General features: G+C 63.6%; 16 protein-coding genes. 8 read left to right on the top strand and 8 right to left on the bottom strand.

All coding sequences use genetic code 11. The annotated features are described in order from the left end of the window. The first annotated feature begins 137 nt into the window (after nt 1-137). From MEMAR_RS12245 to MEMAR_RS12230, 4 genes are all read left to right on the top strand, one after another. On the top strand, nt 138-416 hold the full coding sequence (locus MEMAR_RS12245) for a 2TM domain-containing protein (RefSeq protein WP_011845311.1): 279 nt from the start codon (nt 138-140) through the stop codon (nt 414-416). 45 nt (nt 417-461) lie between these two features. Then, nucleotides 462-2,699, top strand: coding sequence for an alpha-glucan family phosphorylase (gene glgP, locus MEMAR_RS12240; protein WP_245526616.1), 2,238 nt, complete (start codon nt 462-464; stop codon nt 2,697-2,699). Nucleotides 2,700-2,896: 197 nt separating this feature from the next. Then, the gene (locus MEMAR_RS12235) at nt 2,897-3,856 is read left to right on the top strand and encodes a hypothetical protein (RefSeq protein WP_011845309.1); all 960 of its coding nucleotides are present in this window, start codon (nt 2,897-2,899) and stop codon (nt 3,854-3,856) included. 5 nt (nt 3,857-3,861) lie between these two features. Next, nucleotides 3,862-4,491: a hypothetical protein gene (locus MEMAR_RS12230; protein ID WP_011845308.1), complete on the top strand. Its 630-nt coding sequence runs from the start codon at nt 3,862-3,864 to the stop codon at nt 4,489-4,491. On the opposite strand, the gene MEMAR_RS12225 is transcribed toward MEMAR_RS12230, so the two are convergent. From MEMAR_RS12225 to MEMAR_RS12215, 3 genes are all read right to left on the bottom strand, one after another. After that, entirely contained in the window at nt 4,488-5,153 is a 666-nt protein-coding gene (locus tag MEMAR_RS12225) for a hypothetical protein (protein WP_011845307.1), read from the bottom strand. The two genes, MEMAR_RS12230 and MEMAR_RS12225, sit on opposite strands and share 4 nt — an antisense overlap. A gap of 91 nt (nt 5,154-5,244) precedes the next feature. After that, nucleotides 5,245-5,745, bottom strand: a complete 501-nt coding sequence (locus MEMAR_RS12220; RefSeq protein ID WP_011845306.1) for a HEAT repeat domain-containing protein — start codon at nt 5,743-5,745, stop codon at nt 5,245-5,247. A 182-nt stretch (nt 5,746-5,927) separates the two neighbouring features. Next, the gene (locus MEMAR_RS12215) at nt 5,928-7,745 is read right to left on the bottom strand and encodes a PAS domain S-box protein (protein WP_245526615.1); all 1,818 of its coding nucleotides are present in this window, start codon (nt 7,743-7,745) and stop codon (nt 5,928-5,930) included. Nucleotides 7,746-8,018: 273 nt separating this feature from the next. On the opposite strand from MEMAR_RS12215, the gene MEMAR_RS12210 reads away from it, so the two are divergent. After that, nucleotides 8,019-8,756, top strand: a complete 738-nt coding sequence (locus MEMAR_RS12210; RefSeq protein WP_011845304.1) for an SAM-dependent methyltransferase — start codon at nt 8,019-8,021, stop codon at nt 8,754-8,756. A 27-nt stretch (nt 8,757-8,783) separates the two neighbouring features. Here MEMAR_RS12210 and MEMAR_RS12205 read toward each other — a convergent pair whose 3' ends face one another. Beyond that, a complete protein-coding gene (locus MEMAR_RS12205; RefSeq protein WP_011845303.1) occupies nt 8,784-10,439 on the bottom strand; it encodes a cache domain-containing protein in 1,656 nt (551 codons plus the stop codon). A 150-nt stretch (nt 10,440-10,589) separates the two neighbouring features. Between MEMAR_RS12205 and MEMAR_RS12200 the strand changes: the two genes are divergently transcribed. Further along, nucleotides 10,590-11,282: a DUF72 domain-containing protein gene (locus tag MEMAR_RS12200; protein WP_011845302.1), complete on the top strand. Its 693-nt coding sequence runs from the start codon at nt 10,590-10,592 to the stop codon at nt 11,280-11,282. 460 nt (nt 11,283-11,742) lie between these two features. Here MEMAR_RS12200 and MEMAR_RS12195 read toward each other — a convergent pair whose 3' ends face one another. Then, nucleotides 11,743-12,234 (bottom strand): DUF367 family protein, encoded by a 492-nt coding sequence (locus MEMAR_RS12195; protein WP_011845301.1) that lies wholly within the window; start codon nt 12,232-12,234, stop codon nt 11,743-11,745. Nucleotides 12,235-12,269: 35 nt separating this feature from the next. Here MEMAR_RS12195 and MEMAR_RS12190 point away from each other — a divergent pair, with 35 nt between their 5' ends. Further along, the gene (locus MEMAR_RS12190) at nt 12,270-13,109 is read left to right on the top strand and encodes a nucleoside 2-deoxyribosyltransferase (RefSeq protein WP_011845300.1); all 840 of its coding nucleotides are present in this window, start codon (nt 12,270-12,272) and stop codon (nt 13,107-13,109) included. Here the strand turns inward: MEMAR_RS12190 and MEMAR_RS12185 are convergent. Genes MEMAR_RS12185 through MEMAR_RS12175 form a run of 3 tightly spaced genes read right to left on the bottom strand, consistent with a single transcriptional unit; the run spans nt 13,101 to nt 15,257 of the window. Beyond that, entirely contained in the window at nt 13,101-13,508 is a 408-nt protein-coding gene (locus MEMAR_RS12185; RefSeq protein WP_011845299.1) for an ATP-binding protein, read from the bottom strand. The two genes, MEMAR_RS12190 and MEMAR_RS12185, sit on opposite strands and share 9 nt — an antisense overlap. Further along, nucleotides 13,508-14,875 (bottom strand): PP2C family protein-serine/threonine phosphatase, encoded by a 1,368-nt coding sequence (locus tag MEMAR_RS12180; protein ID WP_011845298.1) that lies wholly within the window; start codon nt 14,873-14,875, stop codon nt 13,508-13,510. The genes MEMAR_RS12185 and MEMAR_RS12180 overlap by 1 nt, the downstream gene beginning before the upstream one ends. Nucleotides 14,876-14,900: 25 nt before the next feature. Beyond that, on the bottom strand, nt 14,901-15,257 hold the full coding sequence (locus MEMAR_RS12175; protein WP_011845297.1) for an STAS domain-containing protein: 357 nt from the start codon (nt 15,255-15,257) through the stop codon (nt 14,901-14,903). Nucleotides 15,258-15,738: 481 nt separating this feature from the next. Between MEMAR_RS12175 and MEMAR_RS12170 the strand changes: the two genes are divergently transcribed. Then, nucleotides 15,739-17,415 (top strand): PAS domain S-box protein, encoded by a 1,677-nt coding sequence (locus MEMAR_RS12170; RefSeq protein WP_011845296.1) that lies wholly within the window; start codon nt 15,739-15,741, stop codon nt 17,413-17,415. Nucleotides 17,416-17,551 lie beyond the last annotated feature (136 nt).

Below are 17,551 nucleotides of genomic sequence, written 5' to 3'. Positions count from 1 at the left end.
CACTACTGTTACGCTGTTTTCCGGCACCGCCCCAGAAGACTGCGGGGAGCGGTCCGCCAGCCGCCGTACGCCTCCCGCTCCCCGCTGCACCGGGGTGGATAGGTATAAGTATCCTGCATGCCGGTTACCGGAATCCCATGGACGAGCAGGAACGGTATGCCCGTGCGAGGAGACGGGTCGAGGAGATCCGGGGGTTCTACGAGCACCTCGTACTCTATACCGCCGTCAACCTTGTTCTATTCGGGATCAACATGCTCTTCAGCCCGGACTCGCTCTGGTTCTACTGGGTGACATTCTTCTGGGGGATTGGCGTGGTGCTCCATGGGTTCGGCGTCTTTGTCGAAGGCCGGATCTTCGGCAGAGACTGGGAGGAGAAGAAGATCCGGGAGTTCATGGAGCGTGAAGAGCGGCGGTGAGCCGATTCCGGCTCCGTTGCCCCTCCTGACAGAAGCACTTATCTTGTGAGGCAGATAATGCCCGTCGCGATGAAGACGGAGATACCCTACGACCGGTTCGCTCACGTCCCGGAACGGATATTCGGGCTGGTCGACCTCGCGTACAACCTCTGGTGGAGCTGGCACTCCTCGGCGAGCGTGCTCTTCAAGATGCTGAACCGGGCGGAGTGGAAGATGAGCCGTCACAACCCCGTCAGAATGCTTCTCGATACCCCACCGCGGTTCTTCGAGCGGGCGGCGGCGAACCCGGAGTACCTCCGCCGCTACGACATCATCATGCACCGGTTCGGGGAGTACATGGTGCCGGGAACGAGCTGGTTTGCGCAGCACTACCCCTCACGGACGCCGCTGACGATCGCCTACCTCTCGAGCGAGTTCGGGCTGCACCATTCGCTCCCGTTCTACGCGGGCGGGCTCGGCATCCTCGCGGGCGACCACGTCAAGGCGTCGAGCGATCTCGGCGTGCCGACGGTCGCCGTCGGGTTTATGTACGCCGAAGGCTATCTCCACCAGCACATCGAGGCTGACGGGTGGCAGAAGAACGTTGCGGAGATCCTGGATCGCGACGCCGCCCCGGTTCTCCGGGTGATGGGCGACGACGGGAAGCAGCTCGTGGTGCAGGTGCCCCTGATCGATCCCCCCATCTACGTCGCGGTCTGGAAGGTGCAGGTGGGACGGGTTCCCCTCTACCTCCTCGACACCCATATCGACGAGAACCTCCCCGAGAACCGGAACATTTCGCACCGCCTTTACTTAAAAGAGCTTGAGTGCCGGCTCCGGCAGGAACTGGTGCTCGGCATCGGCGGGAGGAAGGTTCTCCATACTCTCGGCGTGGAGTACTCGGCGATGCACCTAAACGAAGGGCATTCTGCGTTTTCCCTCCTCGAGCGGCTCCGTGAGCGGCTCGTGGCCGGGATGCCGCCCGACGAAGCGCGCGAGCAGGTCCGCGGCACCTCGGTCTTCACCACCCACACCCCCGTCCCGGCCGCCCACGACGTCTTCCCCGAGGATCTGATGGCGAAGTACTTCCGGAGTTACTGCCCGTCGCTCGACCTCGCCTGGGACGAGTTCATGGCGCTCGGCGACGATCCTCACAACCCGGGCGCCGGGTTCAACATGACCGCTTTTGCGCTCCGGATGAGCCGGTTCCACAACGGTGTCTCCAAAAAGCACGGCGAGGTCGCCCGGGAGATGTGGCAGCCCCTCTGGCCCGACCTTCCTCCCGAGGAAGTGCCGATCGACGCCGTCACGAACGGCGTGCACGTGCCGACGTGGCTGAACCACCGGATCGAAGCGCTCATCGACCGCTACATGGACCCGGTCTACCCGAACTGGCGGGAGGATTACGACAACCCTATCATCTGGGAGGTTGTCGACGAGATCCCTGACGAAGAACTCTGGCGCGAGCACCAGTGGCTGAAGATGAAGCTCTTTTCCCGGATCCGGGACCGGAAACGCCGCAAATGGGCAGGGCACCAGGGTGAACCCGCGAATCTCGCGGCCGAAGGGCTCATGCTCGACACCTCGGCGCTGACGATCGGATTCGCCCGCCGGTTCGCCGAGTACAAGCGGGCGGATCTCATCTTCGAGGACCTGGACCGGCTCGATCGGATCGTGAACAACCGCTGGAGGCCGGTGCAGTTCATCTTCGCCGGGAAGGCCCACCCGGCCGACGATCGGGGTAAGCGGATCCTGCAAAAGATCTACCAGTATTCGCAGGATCCCCGGTTCGGCGGCCGGATAGCGTTTATCGAGGACTACGGCGAGCAGGTTGCACGCTACATGGTTCACGGCGTCGACGTCTGGATGAACACCCCCGTCCCGCTCATGGAGGCGAGCGGCACGAGCGGCATGAAGGCAGGGATGAACGGGGTCCTGAACCTCTCGGTCCTCGACGGCTGGTGGGTCGAGGGTTACAACGGCAGGAACGGCTGGGGTTTCGAGGGCCACGCGGCCTCCCCGGGAGATAACCGGGCTGATGCGGAGACGATCTACGACCTCATCGAGAACGAGGTTGCGCCGCTCTACTACTCGCGGACGATGGATGATGTCCCTCACAAGTGGGTTCGGATGATGAGGGAGTCGATAAAGAGCATCGCCCCGCAGTACTGCTCTCTCCGGATGCTCAAGGAATACGTCACCCGGTACTACCCTTCGGTCTGCAGGTATGCGGCCGGGCCGGGAGAGCAGCTGGCCGGACTCGAGGGGGTCTGCCCTCCGGGCCCCGCGCCCAGGATGAGGTGATACCGAGCCGCCAGCGGAAGGGGAAGAGGCGGCGTCTCTCCCGCTGAGCGGTTCCGGCAGGAAGACTCCCGCTCCCCGTCTGCATTTTATTCTCGTATTAAGCTGTTTCGGAATGATCCGCAACCCGAGAACAACAGTTAACGTTTTTTAACGGTAGATAGCAAACATCTCTACCGGAGGCCGTTGCTGGTTCTGCTATGGAGTGGAAGGACGTTGTCCCGGTTCTCGCGGGTGCGGTCGTGATCCTGTTCTTCGCCCTCGTAGTGAAACCCGCTCTCCTCGGGGAGCCGATCGGCCTCGTCTCTCGCGGTTCGGTGCCGGCCGGCGACCCGCCCGTATACGTCCCGCCCGCGCCGGTACCGACGCCGACGCCGCTCGCGGACGACGGTGAGGTCTACACCCGGAATTTCCGATGGACGGGGATCGACGGCGGCGTCCGGACGACGGAGGTCGGAGTCCCGGAGGCGCTCTTCCTCGCGCACCGGGGAACCCCGCGGTTCAGCGACTTTAATTCCTGGGGGAGGTATGCGCTCGCGGAAGCCGACCGGCCGCTCCTCGAGGATCTCGCCCGCCGGATCGCGCCCCCGACCGCCAACCCGGACGAGGGCTACTTCCGGCTGATGAACCTCGTCTTCTTCGTCCAGCAAATCCCCTATGAGCTCGACGACAACGCGACCTCTTACACCGAGGGCGTCCTCCCCCGTCACGCCATGTACATGAAGGACGGCGTCGAGTATCCGAAGTACCCCGTCGAGATGCTCGTCGACGGAAGGGGGGACTGCGAGGATGCGACCATCCTGATGGGGGGGCTCCTCGACGCCCTCGGCTACGATACGGTGCTGCTCCGATATTCGAATCACATGGCCCTCGGCATCCGGATGAACGAGTTCGACCCCTACTACGCGAGATACACGCCGAGATACTTCATGTATGAGGGACAGCACTATTACTACGTCGAGGGAACGGATTTTGATTGGGGGAACGTCTCGGCCGGCTCGACGACGATCTGGGGAAGACCGCACCCCATCGGGGACATTTCCGGCACGGGTATCCCGAGCGTGCAGTCGGAGACCCCGCAGATCATCCCGCTCCGCTACGTCCCCGAGCCGGGGGAGTACCGGATCCGTCCCGTCGGTCTGCCGGCGGGGGGGGCGTGAGAGGCATGGATCGCGATAGCCCCGAACCATCCGGCGGCCGGAAGATCCCGAAGCTCCCGGACCTGAAGATCCCGAAACTTCCGAAGATCGCCGTCACCCGGGAGAAGGCGCTCGCGGCCGCCGGGACGGCGGTCTTCGTGGTGGTGGTCGCCTTCATCGGGGGGGCGATCCTTCTCAACTACTCCGAAGATCAGCAGATTGCGGCGTTTCACAGCCACGTCTCGGCATCGGAGGCCGACCTCTTCCTGGTCTCCGGGAAGATCACCTCGCATATGCGTATCCCCACAAACGACCTCTCGGTTGCAGAATGTGACGCCCATGTGCGGGAGTTCGCGGCAATCGCGAACTACGGCAGGGCCGTTACGGCTTATCACCGCCAGATTGTCGCAGCCGATACCGTCCCGGGCGCCTACGCCGGAGCGCGGTCGGCCTACGTCCGGGCGCTCGACAACCTGAACCGCGCGTTCACGTTCTGGTCGTCGGCCGCGGGCGCCTACGAGATGCGTGATTACTCCGCGGCAAACCGGAACATCGGAGAAGCGGACAGGGCCTGGCGGGAGTACAACACCGCGATCACCGATTACGACCGCGAACTCCGCGCCGTAGAAGAGGGGACGGAAGTTCCTCCCGCCTAGACGAGGTACTTCTCCGGGACGGAGATGACGATCTTGAAGGATTCCAGCGACTCCGAGCGGGTGACGAAGTAGTAGTCGTCGTAGCCTTCCTGGATGACGAACGTCTTCTCCTTTTCTACGGGGTTGTTTCTTGTAGCGTTGCTCTCGACCTCGAGTATATCGCCCCGGAAGTGCCGGATCTCCTCGACGAGCCGGTTCGGGTCGTCGGGATCGCGGATCTCCACCACGAGCCAGGGGTATTCGGTCGCCGCCGTTGCGCTCACGGTGGCTTCCCAGTAGGGGAACGGGATATGGTAAACCTCGGTGGTGAGAACACGGCGCCCGTAAAGGCCGCCATCGCAGGAGACCACCGCATACTCCACCATCTTCTCGGATATGCGGATATCGTTTGGCGGTTTCACCATCGTCGCCGTGGGCGTCGGGGTCACCGAGAGATGATAGGTCGCGGGGTCGACGAACCCCACGCTCTGCGGTCCGCCCTCCCCGCGAACAGGCACGGGAGGCGTGGGAACCGGCAGGCTCCCTCCCACCGCCTGCGCCTCCGTCGGCGCCGGTGTCGGGGAGACCGGTTGCGCGTCAGCGATATCCTCCTCTGCCGTGCAGCCTCCGGCGATGACGGCGGCCGCAAGGAGGATCAGGACCAGGATATGGCGCCCTTGCATACTGATCTCTTGTTTGTGGGCTCTATTAGAAGTTACCCATCAACGCCGCCCCCGGAGGCGGCCAAAAAAAAAGTGTATCCGGAGGGGAACCTCATGTCCCCTCGAAGGCCTCCATGACAAGGCCCGCGAACCCCTCGCCCGACTGCTCGAACGTTTTCTCCACCTCGGCGATCCCGGCCGGGTCCCCCAGTTTCAGCAGGGCCGCGGCGGTCAGGGCGCGGCAGCACTCGGACCGGCTGGTCCGGAGGGTGCCGACCAGCGGGTCGACCGCCCGCCGGTCGCCGATCTCGGCAAGCGCCCAGATTGCCGGATTCTTGATCCCGTCGTCCGCGACGAGCACCACCCCGACCAGAGGCTCCACCGCTTCAGTTCCGGCCCGGGCGAGCGCCATCGCCACGCTCCACCGTGCGTCGCTGTCGACGGTAAGCAGCGTCCGCACCAGCGGCTCGACCACCGGAGCCCCCATTGCCCCGAGGGCGCCGATCGCCTGCAGGCTGGTGTAGGTGTCGCCGTTGAGCATGGCGTATATCAGCTCCCGGATCTCCGCGTTGCCTTCCTCCCGTACCTCTCTCCTCTCGATGGTCTTCTGCATCTCTGCACCTCCTCTGTGCGGATGCGGGGTGTCCCGGGACTACAATAAACCTTTACGAACCAGAATCGCCGTGCGGTACCGCGGAACGGTACTGCCGGGCATAGGTTTTTATACCTTCGAGGGTGGCGGTGCTTGAACTCCGGCCCTTCGGCCCGTCGCCATCGAAAACGCTTCGCGTTTTCTCAAGCTCCGTTCCTCCGGAACGTCGCTGCCATCATCACCCCGAGCACCCTGCCGTCGTGGCTGACGATCGGCGTCCCGAGGAGATCCACCCGGAACGTTGCACCGTCACTCCGGATGCCGGTCTGTTCACCGTGCCAGGACCGGCCTTCGATGACTGTCCGGATGACGTCCAGGATCTCGTCCGGCCGTACCCAGAACCGGGAGAAGTGCGAGCCCTGCACCGCTCCTTCGGTCGGGTAGCCCCAGAGGGCGAGGTAAGTGGCGTTCGCGTAGGTCACCACCCCGTCCGGGGCGAGGAGCGCGACCGCCTGCCGGGTGGAGGCTATCGCGTGGTCTTTGATGAGGAGTTCCTGCTCCCGCCGCCGCAGGTCGGCGATGTCCGCGACGAGGAGGTGGTAGGCCCGCGTCTCTTCGGTGATATCCTCGCAGGTCGAATACTCTGTCCCGTCGCAAAGTGTTACGAAGCGTGAAAGAACCGTCTTTTTCGTCCCGTCCCGGCATCGGACAGTAAACGTCCGGGGCCTGACCTGGCCCGGGACCGAGCGCTCGAGATCCGATCGCCAGGCACCGATGGCCTCCTGCCGGCGACCTTCGTCCGGAAAGATCAGCCGGGTCCACTCTGTGACCGTGGGTGCTTCGTCCGGACCGTAGCCGAAGATCTCCACGAACCTCCGGTTGACGTAGACGAACCGCCTCTCGCGGTCGATGAGCGCGACCCCGAAGGGAGACGAATCGACCATCCCCCGGAACCGTTCCTCGCTCTGCCGGAGCCGCTCGGCGGTCTGCCGCCGGGCGAGGGCGATGGATGCCTGCCGGATGAACGACTCGATCGTCTCGCGGTTCTCAAGTTCTCTTCCCGGTGGGAGGAAGATGCCCGTGATGCCGAAGATCTCCTCCCGCCAGACCAGCCCCATGGTGTACAGTTTCGCAATACCGAACTGGGTAAGGATCGCCTCGCAGGCCTCTTCCGGGATCCCCCCAAAGCAGAGGTCGTAGAACGACCACGAGGATAGTTCGGGGCGGAGGACATACTCCTGGAGGCTGCGCATCGACCCCGGGGTCTGGTTGAAGGGGGCATCGAAGGCCCGGGCGACGGGGAGGGTCAGGCCGACGGGGTCCCGTCCCAGGAGTTCCGTGAACGCTTCCCGGAATCCGTCGCCCGCGACCGCCCGCATGACGAACTGCCGGTCGGCTTCATCGTAGGAGAAGAAGTAAGCAAACGTTCCCGGCGCGAGTTCCGTAAGCCGATCGATGATGTACTGGTAGATGTTGCCCGGCGGCAGATCGACGAGGTCGATCGCCGTTCGGGCGAGGAACATCGTGTTCCGGATATACTGTTTCCGCTCGGTGATATCCTCGAGGACGATGGTACACCCCTTCTCTCCGTCCTCGAACGTCGTCGGGATCGCCTGCATCTGGTAGAAAGACTCGCTGCCGTCATCCCACCGGTGGGAGATGTCGGCGATCACCTGCTCCCGATCGAGACTCTCGACGACGGCAAGGGCCTCGGGGGAGGAGACGACGGGGAGATCGGCATCGCGGATGTTTCGGCCCACGATTTCCGCTTTTGGGCGCCCGAATCCCCCGAGGCACTGGTCGTTGGTCTGGACGACCGTGAGGTCGGCATCGAGAACCAGGATCAGGTTCTTCGTAAAGCAGAGGAACGCCGAGAGGGGTATGCGTTGCGTGACGGAATAGACCTTGGCGTTGCCGACGAGCCGGGCCTCGACCTGGCCTGCCGCCTGCATCACCTCAAGGTGCTTCGAGACCGAGTTCCGGTTTGCCCCGAGGGCCTTCGCGATCTCGGTGATCGTCATGCCCTTCGGCCGGAATTTGAGAGTTCGTAGGGTTCTCCCCGGGATGTCCTGCTCCGGCTGCATTCCGTGTTGGCGCGGTACTCTTCTGCAGGTATATATTACCTCCTCCATTGCGGCAGGGCCGTATCGACAGCGGATCGGGCCCGTTCCTCCGGCGTCGGGCGGCGCCCGGGAAACAGAGGCGGCAGGGCGAAGGTCCGACCGGGGTGCAGGGATTTAAGCGGGGAGGGCGTATCCTGTACGACAGGCCAGGCGCCCGGAGGAACGCCAATCATGGAGAACGATGAACTCGTCAGCATAACGCAGGGAACGCTCGCGATCATGAACCCCACCTCGGCCGAGAAGGTGCTCGCCGCCGGGCAGGCGGCGGGGCTCCGGGAGGGCTCCCGCGTCGTGGAGGTCGGGTGCGGGAACGGGACGATACTCGCCCTCTGGGGGCGCGAATACGGGATATCCGGCCTCGGGATAGAGACCCGCGAGGACGCCTGCACCCGGGCGGAAGAGACGCTCCGGGCCGCGGGGCTTGGTGACCGGCTTTCCGTCCGGTGCATGGACGCCCGCAGTTACGTCCCCGACGAGCCGTTCGACTGCGCGATAGCGATCGGCGCATCCCACATCCGGGGCGGGTTTGCAGCGACGCTCGACGCTCTTCTCGATCTCGTCCACGACGAGGGGACCATCGTCATCGGCGACCGCTGCTGGCGGTCCGACCGCACCCCGCCGGAATTCGCCCGGGAGTGGCCCGATGTCCTGACCGAGTACGAGATCCTCGGCGCCGTGCGGGAGGCCGGGCTCGACGTCGCCGCCGTCGTCCGGTCGGGCGCGGACGACTGGGACCGCTACGAGTCGGGGATCTGGCAGTCGGTCATCTCCTGGCTTGGCAGTCATCCCGATCATCCCGGGCGCGACTTCATGATCGACTACCTCCACCGCCTCCAGGACGAGTACTTCGGCTACGGCCGCGAGCACATGGGCTGGGCGCTCTACGTCCTGGTGCCCGGGTTTTATTGAGCAGCCTGGAAAAAAGGATGGTTCCGGTTACGCCCCGGCGTATACGCCGGAGCCGACGAACCACTCTTCGTCAACCGGGGCCACGTAGCAGAGTTTGAGTTCGTCAAGCCCGGTGTCCGGGTTGTAGTAGGTGATGTAGACGAACCCGCCCCCGCTCTCTGCGGCGGCGATCTCGAGCAGGATCACCCTGACACCGTACCGGTCTTCGAGGTCGAAGCGGTTCTCCCCGACATATTCCGGCTGGTAAGGGAGGGCGAGTGTCGTTCCGTCCGTTTTATAGGCAAAGATATACTCTCCGCCGTCGGCAAAGTCACCGGAGAGATCGTTGAACGCGGCGCACGCCGCCTCTCTTCCGTGCTCCTGCGCGTAGTCCCGTGCAGCCTTCACCCGCTGCACGAGCGCCTCCCTGACACTCATATCGAACTCGGTTCCGACCTCCGGGATGTAAATGCCCGAACCGACGAACCAGGTCTCGTCCACGGGGAGGACGTAACTGAGTTTGAGCTCTTCGGCATACCCCTGCGCCGGGTTCGGGTAGACGTAGTTGATGCTGCCGCCACCTTCCGTCGCAATCCTGCTCATGCCGGAGATATAGGCCACACCGCTCGAGTCGTGCACCTCGCTGCGGTTCGTGCCGACGAACCCTTGCTGGAAAGGAAGTGCAAGGACGGTGCCGTTCGTATCGTAGGCGAAGATGTAGAGCTCGCCCCTGACGAACTCACCGTCCGGGTCGTTGAACGCGGCAATCGTGTCGTTGCGCCCGTGCTCACGTGCATAGAGGGCCGCCTCGGCAACAAAAGCCTTCATCTCGTCGGCGGCATCCGCCGCAGGCGGCCTCTCGCTTATTGCGCCCTGCTGCTCTCCCGCATCCTGGCTCCGCGTGACGACGACGCGCCACTCCGCACTGTCGATGCCGGCGGTGTCCCATACTGCTTCTTTCGTCACGTTCCGCTCCCAGTTCCGGTCCCAGAACGAGTAATCAAGCGACCCGGACGGCTCGGCAACGATACGGGAGAACGCCTCCTGGAGTGCCGGGGACTGGTATTTGAGGTCCGAGAAGAGGTTCTTTCCGATCTCTTCGGGAGTCGTGTCGTAGATCACGCGACCGTCGGTCTGCGTCACCCAGACGTCGTACGGGGTGCCGTTCGCCAGAGGCGCGACCACCCGGCCGATGAGGGCGTCGGGACGGTAGGCGATACTCACGAACCCGAGGTACTCTCTATCCTTCCCAAAGACCGGATAACTCTGGGCAACTCCGGCGTACCCCTCTTCAAGGGGGAAGACCTCGCTTACGAGCGGCACCTGTTCCCGAACCGCCCGCCCTGTCTCCGGGTGGGACGAGATATCGCTGTTCACCGTGCCGGCATAGTTATCGGGCACGGCCATGACCACGATGCCGTCTTTCGTCACCACCAGGGTCGATTCCGTATAGGGGTGGTTCAGCATCGCCTGCCGCACCGCCTCCTTCCCGGCGGCGTTCGTGAGCCCGGCCGCGCCGAGCACCCGGGCGCTCTCGCCTGCCGAGGCCTTTACTGCCTCCAGTTCGCCGTTTATTCCGGCGACGGCATCCTGAAGAAGCGACTCCCCGGTCTCCCCCGAAGAGGGCTGGTTCTCTTCCGCACAGCCTGCCCCAAGCACCGCGACGGTGATGAGAAGGGCGGCAATTACTGCAGTTATTCGCATAATCGAAATTATCTGAAAGTGTTATTAAATATGCTGGATTTTCGCAGGATTGATCGTGAAAAGGGATTCGATAGCAGCCCTTGCAGTCTCCGGAGCGCCTTCGGCTGCGGCCGGAAAGATTGTATTGCCCGCCCGCCGAAGTCCCCCGGCATGGAGGTTCATGTCGGCACGAGCGGCTGGTCGTACGCGTGGAACCGGGGGAGGAGCCTTGCGTGGTTCGTCGAGCATTCGGGTCTCGACGCCATCGAGTTGAACGCGAGCTTCTACGGGTTCCCGTCGGAGAAATCCGTTTGTTCATGGGCCGCTGCAGGGTCGGGACTGCGGTGGAGCGTCAAGGTGAACCGGTCGGTCACCCACCGGCACCGGTTCAACGAGAAGGCCGTCCCCGTCTGGGAACGATTCCTGGAGAGGTTTCTCCCGCTCGACGATCTCGTCGACTTCTACCTTTTCCAGGCCCCGCCGGCGTTCGCGGACGTCGACCGAATTGTCGCATTCATCAAGGCGGTCGATCTTGGACGCCGGTGTGCCATAGAGATCAGGAATCCTGCGGTGCTCGGCGACGACGAGGCGTGCCGGAGGCTGCAGGAAACGGCCGTCCCGGTCTCGGTCGACTCTCCCGTGTTCCGGGAGCGGACATTTTCCGGCGACGTCGTCTACCTCAGAATGCACGGGCGGGAAGGCTGGTACCGGCACGACTATGCGGAGGGTGAACTCGCCGCCATCCGGGATCGGATTGCCGGTATCGGCCCGGAACGGGCGTATATCTTCTTCAACAACGATCATGCCATGCTCGAGGACGCGAGAACCATGGCGCGCCTCTTCTGGTGTAAGCCACCCGTCTGACGGCAAAAAACGACTGTCTTTTCATTACGCCGTCATTTTCTCGTTTTTTTCAATTCAGGAGCCGTGACGCAATAATCCTGCGGGAAAATACCCGGCCTTTTGAATGTTGTTCGGCAAATTAGGGCGAAAACGGGGGTTGATCGGCGATATAAAATAGAATTGTATAAATATCGCATGCATCATCTAATATCTTGGGGAACTATTACCCCGGTGACATGAGAGAACTGTAGACGCGAGTGGAGCACGTCCCGGTGGGAGGTGCTCGCACTCACTCGTCGCGTGCGGTATTTGCCGCGTTTGGGCGGTCGGGTGGGAATCCACCCCCTGCACCCCCTTGAGCATCGGTGTGCGCTCTTTTCCATTCCGGTACGCGTAACCGGAGGGAACCTTCCTGTTCCATGCTCTCGCCCGCAGTCGCTTTACGTGGGCTTCTACGTTCAGACGGTCGCTGGCAGTCCGGCTACATATACAGCGCCTGGAGAGCGACGACCTCGGCGCTGTCCTTTGCCCGCGAGTAGTCCTCGAGGGGGTCGGCGTTCACCTCGAGGAACCGGAGCCCCCACCCGAACGGGGCGAGAACGTCATGTGCCTGCTCTTTCTCGCCGATGATGTAGAGCGCCGCGGCCATCGCCTCCACTGAGGTGAGCCGGAACGGCCGGCCGAAGTTCACCGGGTTTGCGGCCACGAGGAAGGGGAGCGCCCGGCGGTTGCGCCAGGAGGCGACGGCCCCGGTATCGAGGACCTCCCAGGAGCAGTCGAGCGCCGTTATCGAGGGGAGGTCCCGGTCGGCGGGAGATACCGCTCTCTCCGCCGTCGGGTCGAGGAGGAGGGTCTGACGGGGGATCTTCGCGATGCTCGGGACGATCCGGAGAAGCCCGCGCCGGGCGAGTTTCTTCACCGTGCATTTCCGGGGATCGCAGGTGTCGTCCCGGTAGGCGTAGAGCGGTATCATCTGTCTAGTTATGGTACGCCGTCGAGGTACTATCAATGTACGTGCTCGTCGCTCCCTGCATACAGAACCCCGCGTGCCGCGCCCGCGGGATAACGACCGATGAGGACATTCGCTGCTTTGGGCGCGCCCTGGAGCGCTGCCGGCGCTTCTCGATCGAGGTTGTCCCGCTCCCCTGCCCGGAGACGATCTACCTCGGTCCCGACCGCGAACCGGGCTCGTTCCTCGATAGGTTCGCGACCGATGAGTTTGCCGCCCTCCTCGACCGGCTCGAATCAGAGGTCCGTGACGCGATACGGGCGCGGGGGGAGCCGCCGCTCGCGATCGTCGGGGTGGACTCCTCTCCCACCTGCGGGGTGAACGCCACCTACTACTCGTCGGAAAGACAGCCCGGACGCGGGGTGTTTCTCGCCAGGTTCCCGGACATCCCGGCGATCGACGTGAAGGAGTTCGCCCGCTACCGGGTCTACCTCGCCGCCCCGCTCTTTTCGGAGGCTGAGGTGACCTACAACCTCGCGCTCCAGGAACTCCTCGAAGCGCACCTCTTCGACGTCTACCTCCCCCAGGAGGTGGGGGACACGAGCCGCACCCGGAGCCGGGAGGAGCACCGGGACATCTTCGCGCAGCACGCCGCGGCGCTCCGGGATGTCGATGCCGTCGTCGCGGTCATCGACGGCGCGGACGCCGATTCGGGAACCTCGTGGGAGATGGGGTACGCGTATGCTCTCGGGAAGCGAGTCGTCGCGCTCCGCACCGATTTCCGGGTCGTCGGCCACCACGAGCGGGTCAACCTGATGCTCGAAGAGTCCGCGGCCGTGGTCACGAAAAAAGAAGATCTGCCCCGGGCGCTCGGGTCGTTCCTTACGGCGTCATCCTGACGCCGGTCGCTTCTTCTCCATCGAGAGAATGTTCTTCTCACCTTCGCGGGCGTAGGTTACGCTGTCCGTCACCGTCCGGATGAAGTGAACACCGAGCCCCCCGATCGGCCGCTCTTCCACGGGGACATCGAGGGGCGGCGGCGGGGCGGTGAGCGGATCGAATGCAACCCCGTCGTCGGTGATCGTCACGTGGACGGCGTCTTCGTCTGCGGTGCAGGCGATCGAGATCGATCCCGGCTCCCCGCCATACCCGTAGAGGATGATGTTACTGCAGGCTTCGTCGACGGCGAGCTGGATTGCAAAGACGAGTTCGTCGCCGCACCCGGCGAGTGTCTCCGCGAGAAAGTCCGCAATCGCTTCGAGCGCCGATAGATCCGCCCGCACGGTGAGTTCCGCCATCAGACCACCCGGAGAATCATGAGGGTCAGGTCATCGAACTGCGGCTCGTCGCCCGAGAACGCCATGACCGCGTCGCGGACTCTCTCGACGATCTCGGCCGGCGGCAGGTCAAGAGAGGCCGAGACGGTCTCTATCAGCCGCTCCTCCCCGAACTGCTCTTCATCGGGGTTGATCGCCTCGGTGACGCCGTCGGTGTAGAGGAGGACGAGGTCGCCGCTCACAAGATGGATCGTCTCCTCGCCGTACTCGGCCTCCGGCATGACCCCGAGGATGATCCCGGTTCCTTTCAGCCCTGTGGGCCGGCCGCTGCCCGGCCGGAAGAGGAGCGGCGGGTTGTGCCCCGCGTTGACGTAGGTGAGTGTCTTCTTGCCCGGGTCGGCGACCGCGTAGAAGAGGGTGACGAACATCCCGGACTTCGCGTCCTCGGCTATCAGCATATTGGCCTCGGTGACGGCGTCGCGGGCACTCCGCGGGATCAGCGAGTTCGCCCGCAGCACCGTCCGCGAGAGCGCCATAAAGAGCGCCGCCGGGACGCCTTTTCCCGAGACGTCGGCTATGACAAAGGCTGTCCGGCCGCCGGGAAGGGGGATCGCGTCGTAGAAGTCCCCGCCGACCTCCTTTGCCGGGAGCGAGAGGGCGGCGAGTTCGAAGCCCGGAACTTCCGGCAGCCGTTCGGGGAGGAAACTCATCTGGATATCGTGCGCGATCTTCAGTTCGGCCTTTTTACGCTCGAGTTCCGAGAGGAAGGAGTCGCGCTCATCCTTCGTCTGCCGCTCGGCGATCAGATTCCCGATGATGAACGCGAAGATGAAGACCCCGGTGGCATTGGCGATGATCATCGGAACGGCCACCCCCTCGACGACCTCGAGCGCCTGGTCGAACGGCCGACAGAGGAGAAGGGTGAGCCCCATGTGGAACGCCTCCATCCCGACGGCGAAGAGGACTGCGCCGTGCATCCCGATGAATTTACGACCGGCAAAGAGGAAGATCAGCCCCCCGAAGAGCCCCGCGAGGACGGTCGCGGTCGCGCACGGGACGGCGGTGAACCCCGCGAGAGAGAAGCGATACGCCGCGCCGATCAGCCCGGCGCCGAGCCCCACCACCGGGCCGCAGGCGAGCCCGCCGACCATCGGCCCGAGGTCGCGGACGTTTGCCGTGGCGCCGAGGATGGTGATGCCGCTCTCGGTGCCGTAGATGGAGAGCGCCCCGAAGAGGAGGATGAGTATCGCCTGGCCTTTCCAGGTGAATATGCCGTCGAGCACCTGCGTAAACGATTTCGTCCGCGTGATCAGGTAGGCGACCACTACGATGACGCAGATCATCTGCAGGAGCACGAAGAACATATCGCCGAAGCCGGAGAACGCCATGCCGGTCTACCACCCGTGTTGCCGATCAGGATCCCGCCGGAAAACCGGCAAGCGCAGTTGCCTCGTCGGGAGAGAGCGAAAAGATCCGGTGGAACCCCGCCATGGTGAAGACCTCGAGGATCTGCGGCTGTGCGCAGGCAATCCGGAGCGCCCCGCCGTTGGTCTTCAGCCGCTTCAGCGTGGCAAGCAGCACCCGGAGCCCGGAGCTGCTGATATAGTCGAGGTCGCAGAGGTTGACGAGGAGGTTCCTCCCTCCGGCGTCGAGCACCCTGTTGATCCGCTCCTGTGCCGTCTCCGAAGAGCCGGCGTCCAGCCGCCCTTTCATCGTGACGATATCGACGGTGCCGGCCTTTTCCTCGGTGATCTCGAAGTGCCCGCTCATTTAATAGTTTTTTTTGTTCTGATGGGAGATAGATGTTGCTCTCTGTTTTCGGGCGTCTTGCTGAGAGAGCAAAAAAGAAGTATTGTAGGGTGTGTGATAACCATGCGGTGTCTGCGGCGGGTCCCGGAGCGGTTGTGCCGCCCGCTCCGGCGCCGCGTCCACCGTGCCGGTATGAGTGTTTAGAGAGGTGTGCCTGTGTGCACCGGGTCTCCCGGTGCATCGTGACGTTGATGCAGTCAGCGTGGTGAATGTTCCGTTCACCGATCCCAGCCGTTCCTGCGCCGGCCCGGCCCGCCGTGCCTGTGCGGTCCGGATTGTCGGAGAGATTCCCCGTCTCTCGACTCTGGGGATCATGTGTTGATCTGTCTGGTATATATTCTTTTCTGTTATTGCCTTGCATTGTGGTGTGGCGTTGCATGTAGCGACATAGCATGCAGCACTGCAAAACCCTATATCCCCCGGCACGAAACACTGTTTGCACATGGATCCCACTACCGACGCACTCTCTCTCCTGCTGCGAGCCCTGAAAGAGCATCCGCGCGGCATGTCGGTCTCCGATCTTGCCGCAGCCGTCGGGATCAACCGGAACACCGTCTCCCGGTACCTCGACGTCCTCCTGGTATCGGGCCAGGTGGAGATGGAGACCTACGGGAAGGCCAAAGTCTTCTACCTCTCGCAGAGGGTTCCCATCGCCGCCATGCTCAACTTCTCGTCGGATCTCGTGCTGGTGCTCGACCGGGATCGTCGGATCGTCCAGGCAAACGACGCCGTCTGTTCGTTTGCGGGGAGGGAGCGAGACGATATCATCGGGAACTCCATCGAGGCGTCGCCGCTCGCCGCGTTCGACCACCCGCTGATACGGAGCCGGATCACCGACGCCCTGAACGGCCGCGAGGTCACCGAAGAACTCCGGTTTCTGCGGCAGGACGAGGAACTCTTCTTCAGGATCAAGTTTCTCCCCACTGTCTTCAACGACGGGGCGCCGGGCGTCACCATCATCCTCGAGGAGATCACCGAGGGACGGCGGGCGGAAGAGGCTCTGCGCGAGAGCGAGCTCCTCTTTAGAAGCCTCGTCGAGAACATCAGCGACCTGATCCTGAACGTCGACGAAGCCTGCACGTTCACCTACGTCAGCCCCAAAAGCCGGGAGATCCTCGGCTACGCGCCCGAAGAGATGCTCCGAAAGACCCCCTGCGACTTCATGGCCCCGGAGAAGGCGGAACCCGTCAGGGAACAGTTTTCCGCACTTTTAGCCGAGCCGAGACCGCGAGTCCTCTTCGAATGGACGATGCTCCACCGGGACGGAAGCCCCGTCGTTCTCGAGGTGAGCGGGACGCCGGTTTACGACGTGATCGGCGACTTCACCGGTTACCGGATGGTCTGCCGCGACGTCACCGAGCGGACGCGTGCCGCAAAAAGGGTAGCCCAGTGGAAGTCGTTCCTCTACTCGGTGGTCAACAACATCCCGAGCATGGTCTTTGTCCGGGAAGTGGAAGAAAACACGTTTGTCTTCTCGAATAAGGCCGCCGAGACGTTCCTCGGGATGACACAGGAGGAGATGGCGGGAAAACGGGCCGCGGAGATCTTCCCGCCGGAGATGGCGACATTCTTTGCCGACGGCGACCGGGAACTCGTGGAGCGGGCGGCCGCCCTTGAGAAGGAGATCCGGACAGAGGGCGGGCGGACGCTCTCCATGAAGAAGATCCCGATCTTCAGTTCAAGGGGCATGCTGAAATACATGCTCGGGATCGCCGAGGACGTCACCGATCGCGCCGCCGCGGAGATTCTCCTGATCGCCGAGCGCGACCGGGCGCAGGGATACCTGGAGGCGGCAGGCGTGATGATCGCGGTGATCGGGGCGGACGGCACCATCGACCTCGTCAACCGGAAGGCGAGCGAAACCCTGGGATACGCCGAGGGAGATCTTGCGGGAAAGAACTGGTTTGCGACGGTCGTTCCCGAGCGGCTGCGCGACCGGCTCGCGCAGAACTTCAACCGTCTCGTGGCCTGCGGCGTCGAACCTCCGCCGTTCGAGGAGAGTCCGGTCGTCACGCGGGACGGGCGGGAGCGGCCGATCCTCTGGCACAACGCCCTTCTGCGGGACGCGGACGGCAACGTGGTGGCGATGGTGAGTTCCGGGGAAGAGGTTGCGGAGTAGCGGCCGTCCCGGAAACCGCGGTCGGTGTGGAGAATCCCGCCTGGTCTTTCGGTTTCTGCGGCTTCCCTTTCATTTTTGCTGTCTCAGGGGTCACCTCTTAAATACGCCGCGGGGTACATAGAGTAGTGGTGACAAC

This window comes from Methanoculleus marisnigri JR1, assembly GCF_000015825.1.
Taxonomy (GTDB): Archaea; Halobacteriota; Methanomicrobia; order Methanomicrobiales; family Methanoculleaceae; genus Methanoculleus; species Methanoculleus marisnigri.
The sequence above is the reverse complement of the archived record's forward strand: the minus strand, read 5'-3'. Positions and strand labels throughout refer to the sequence as shown.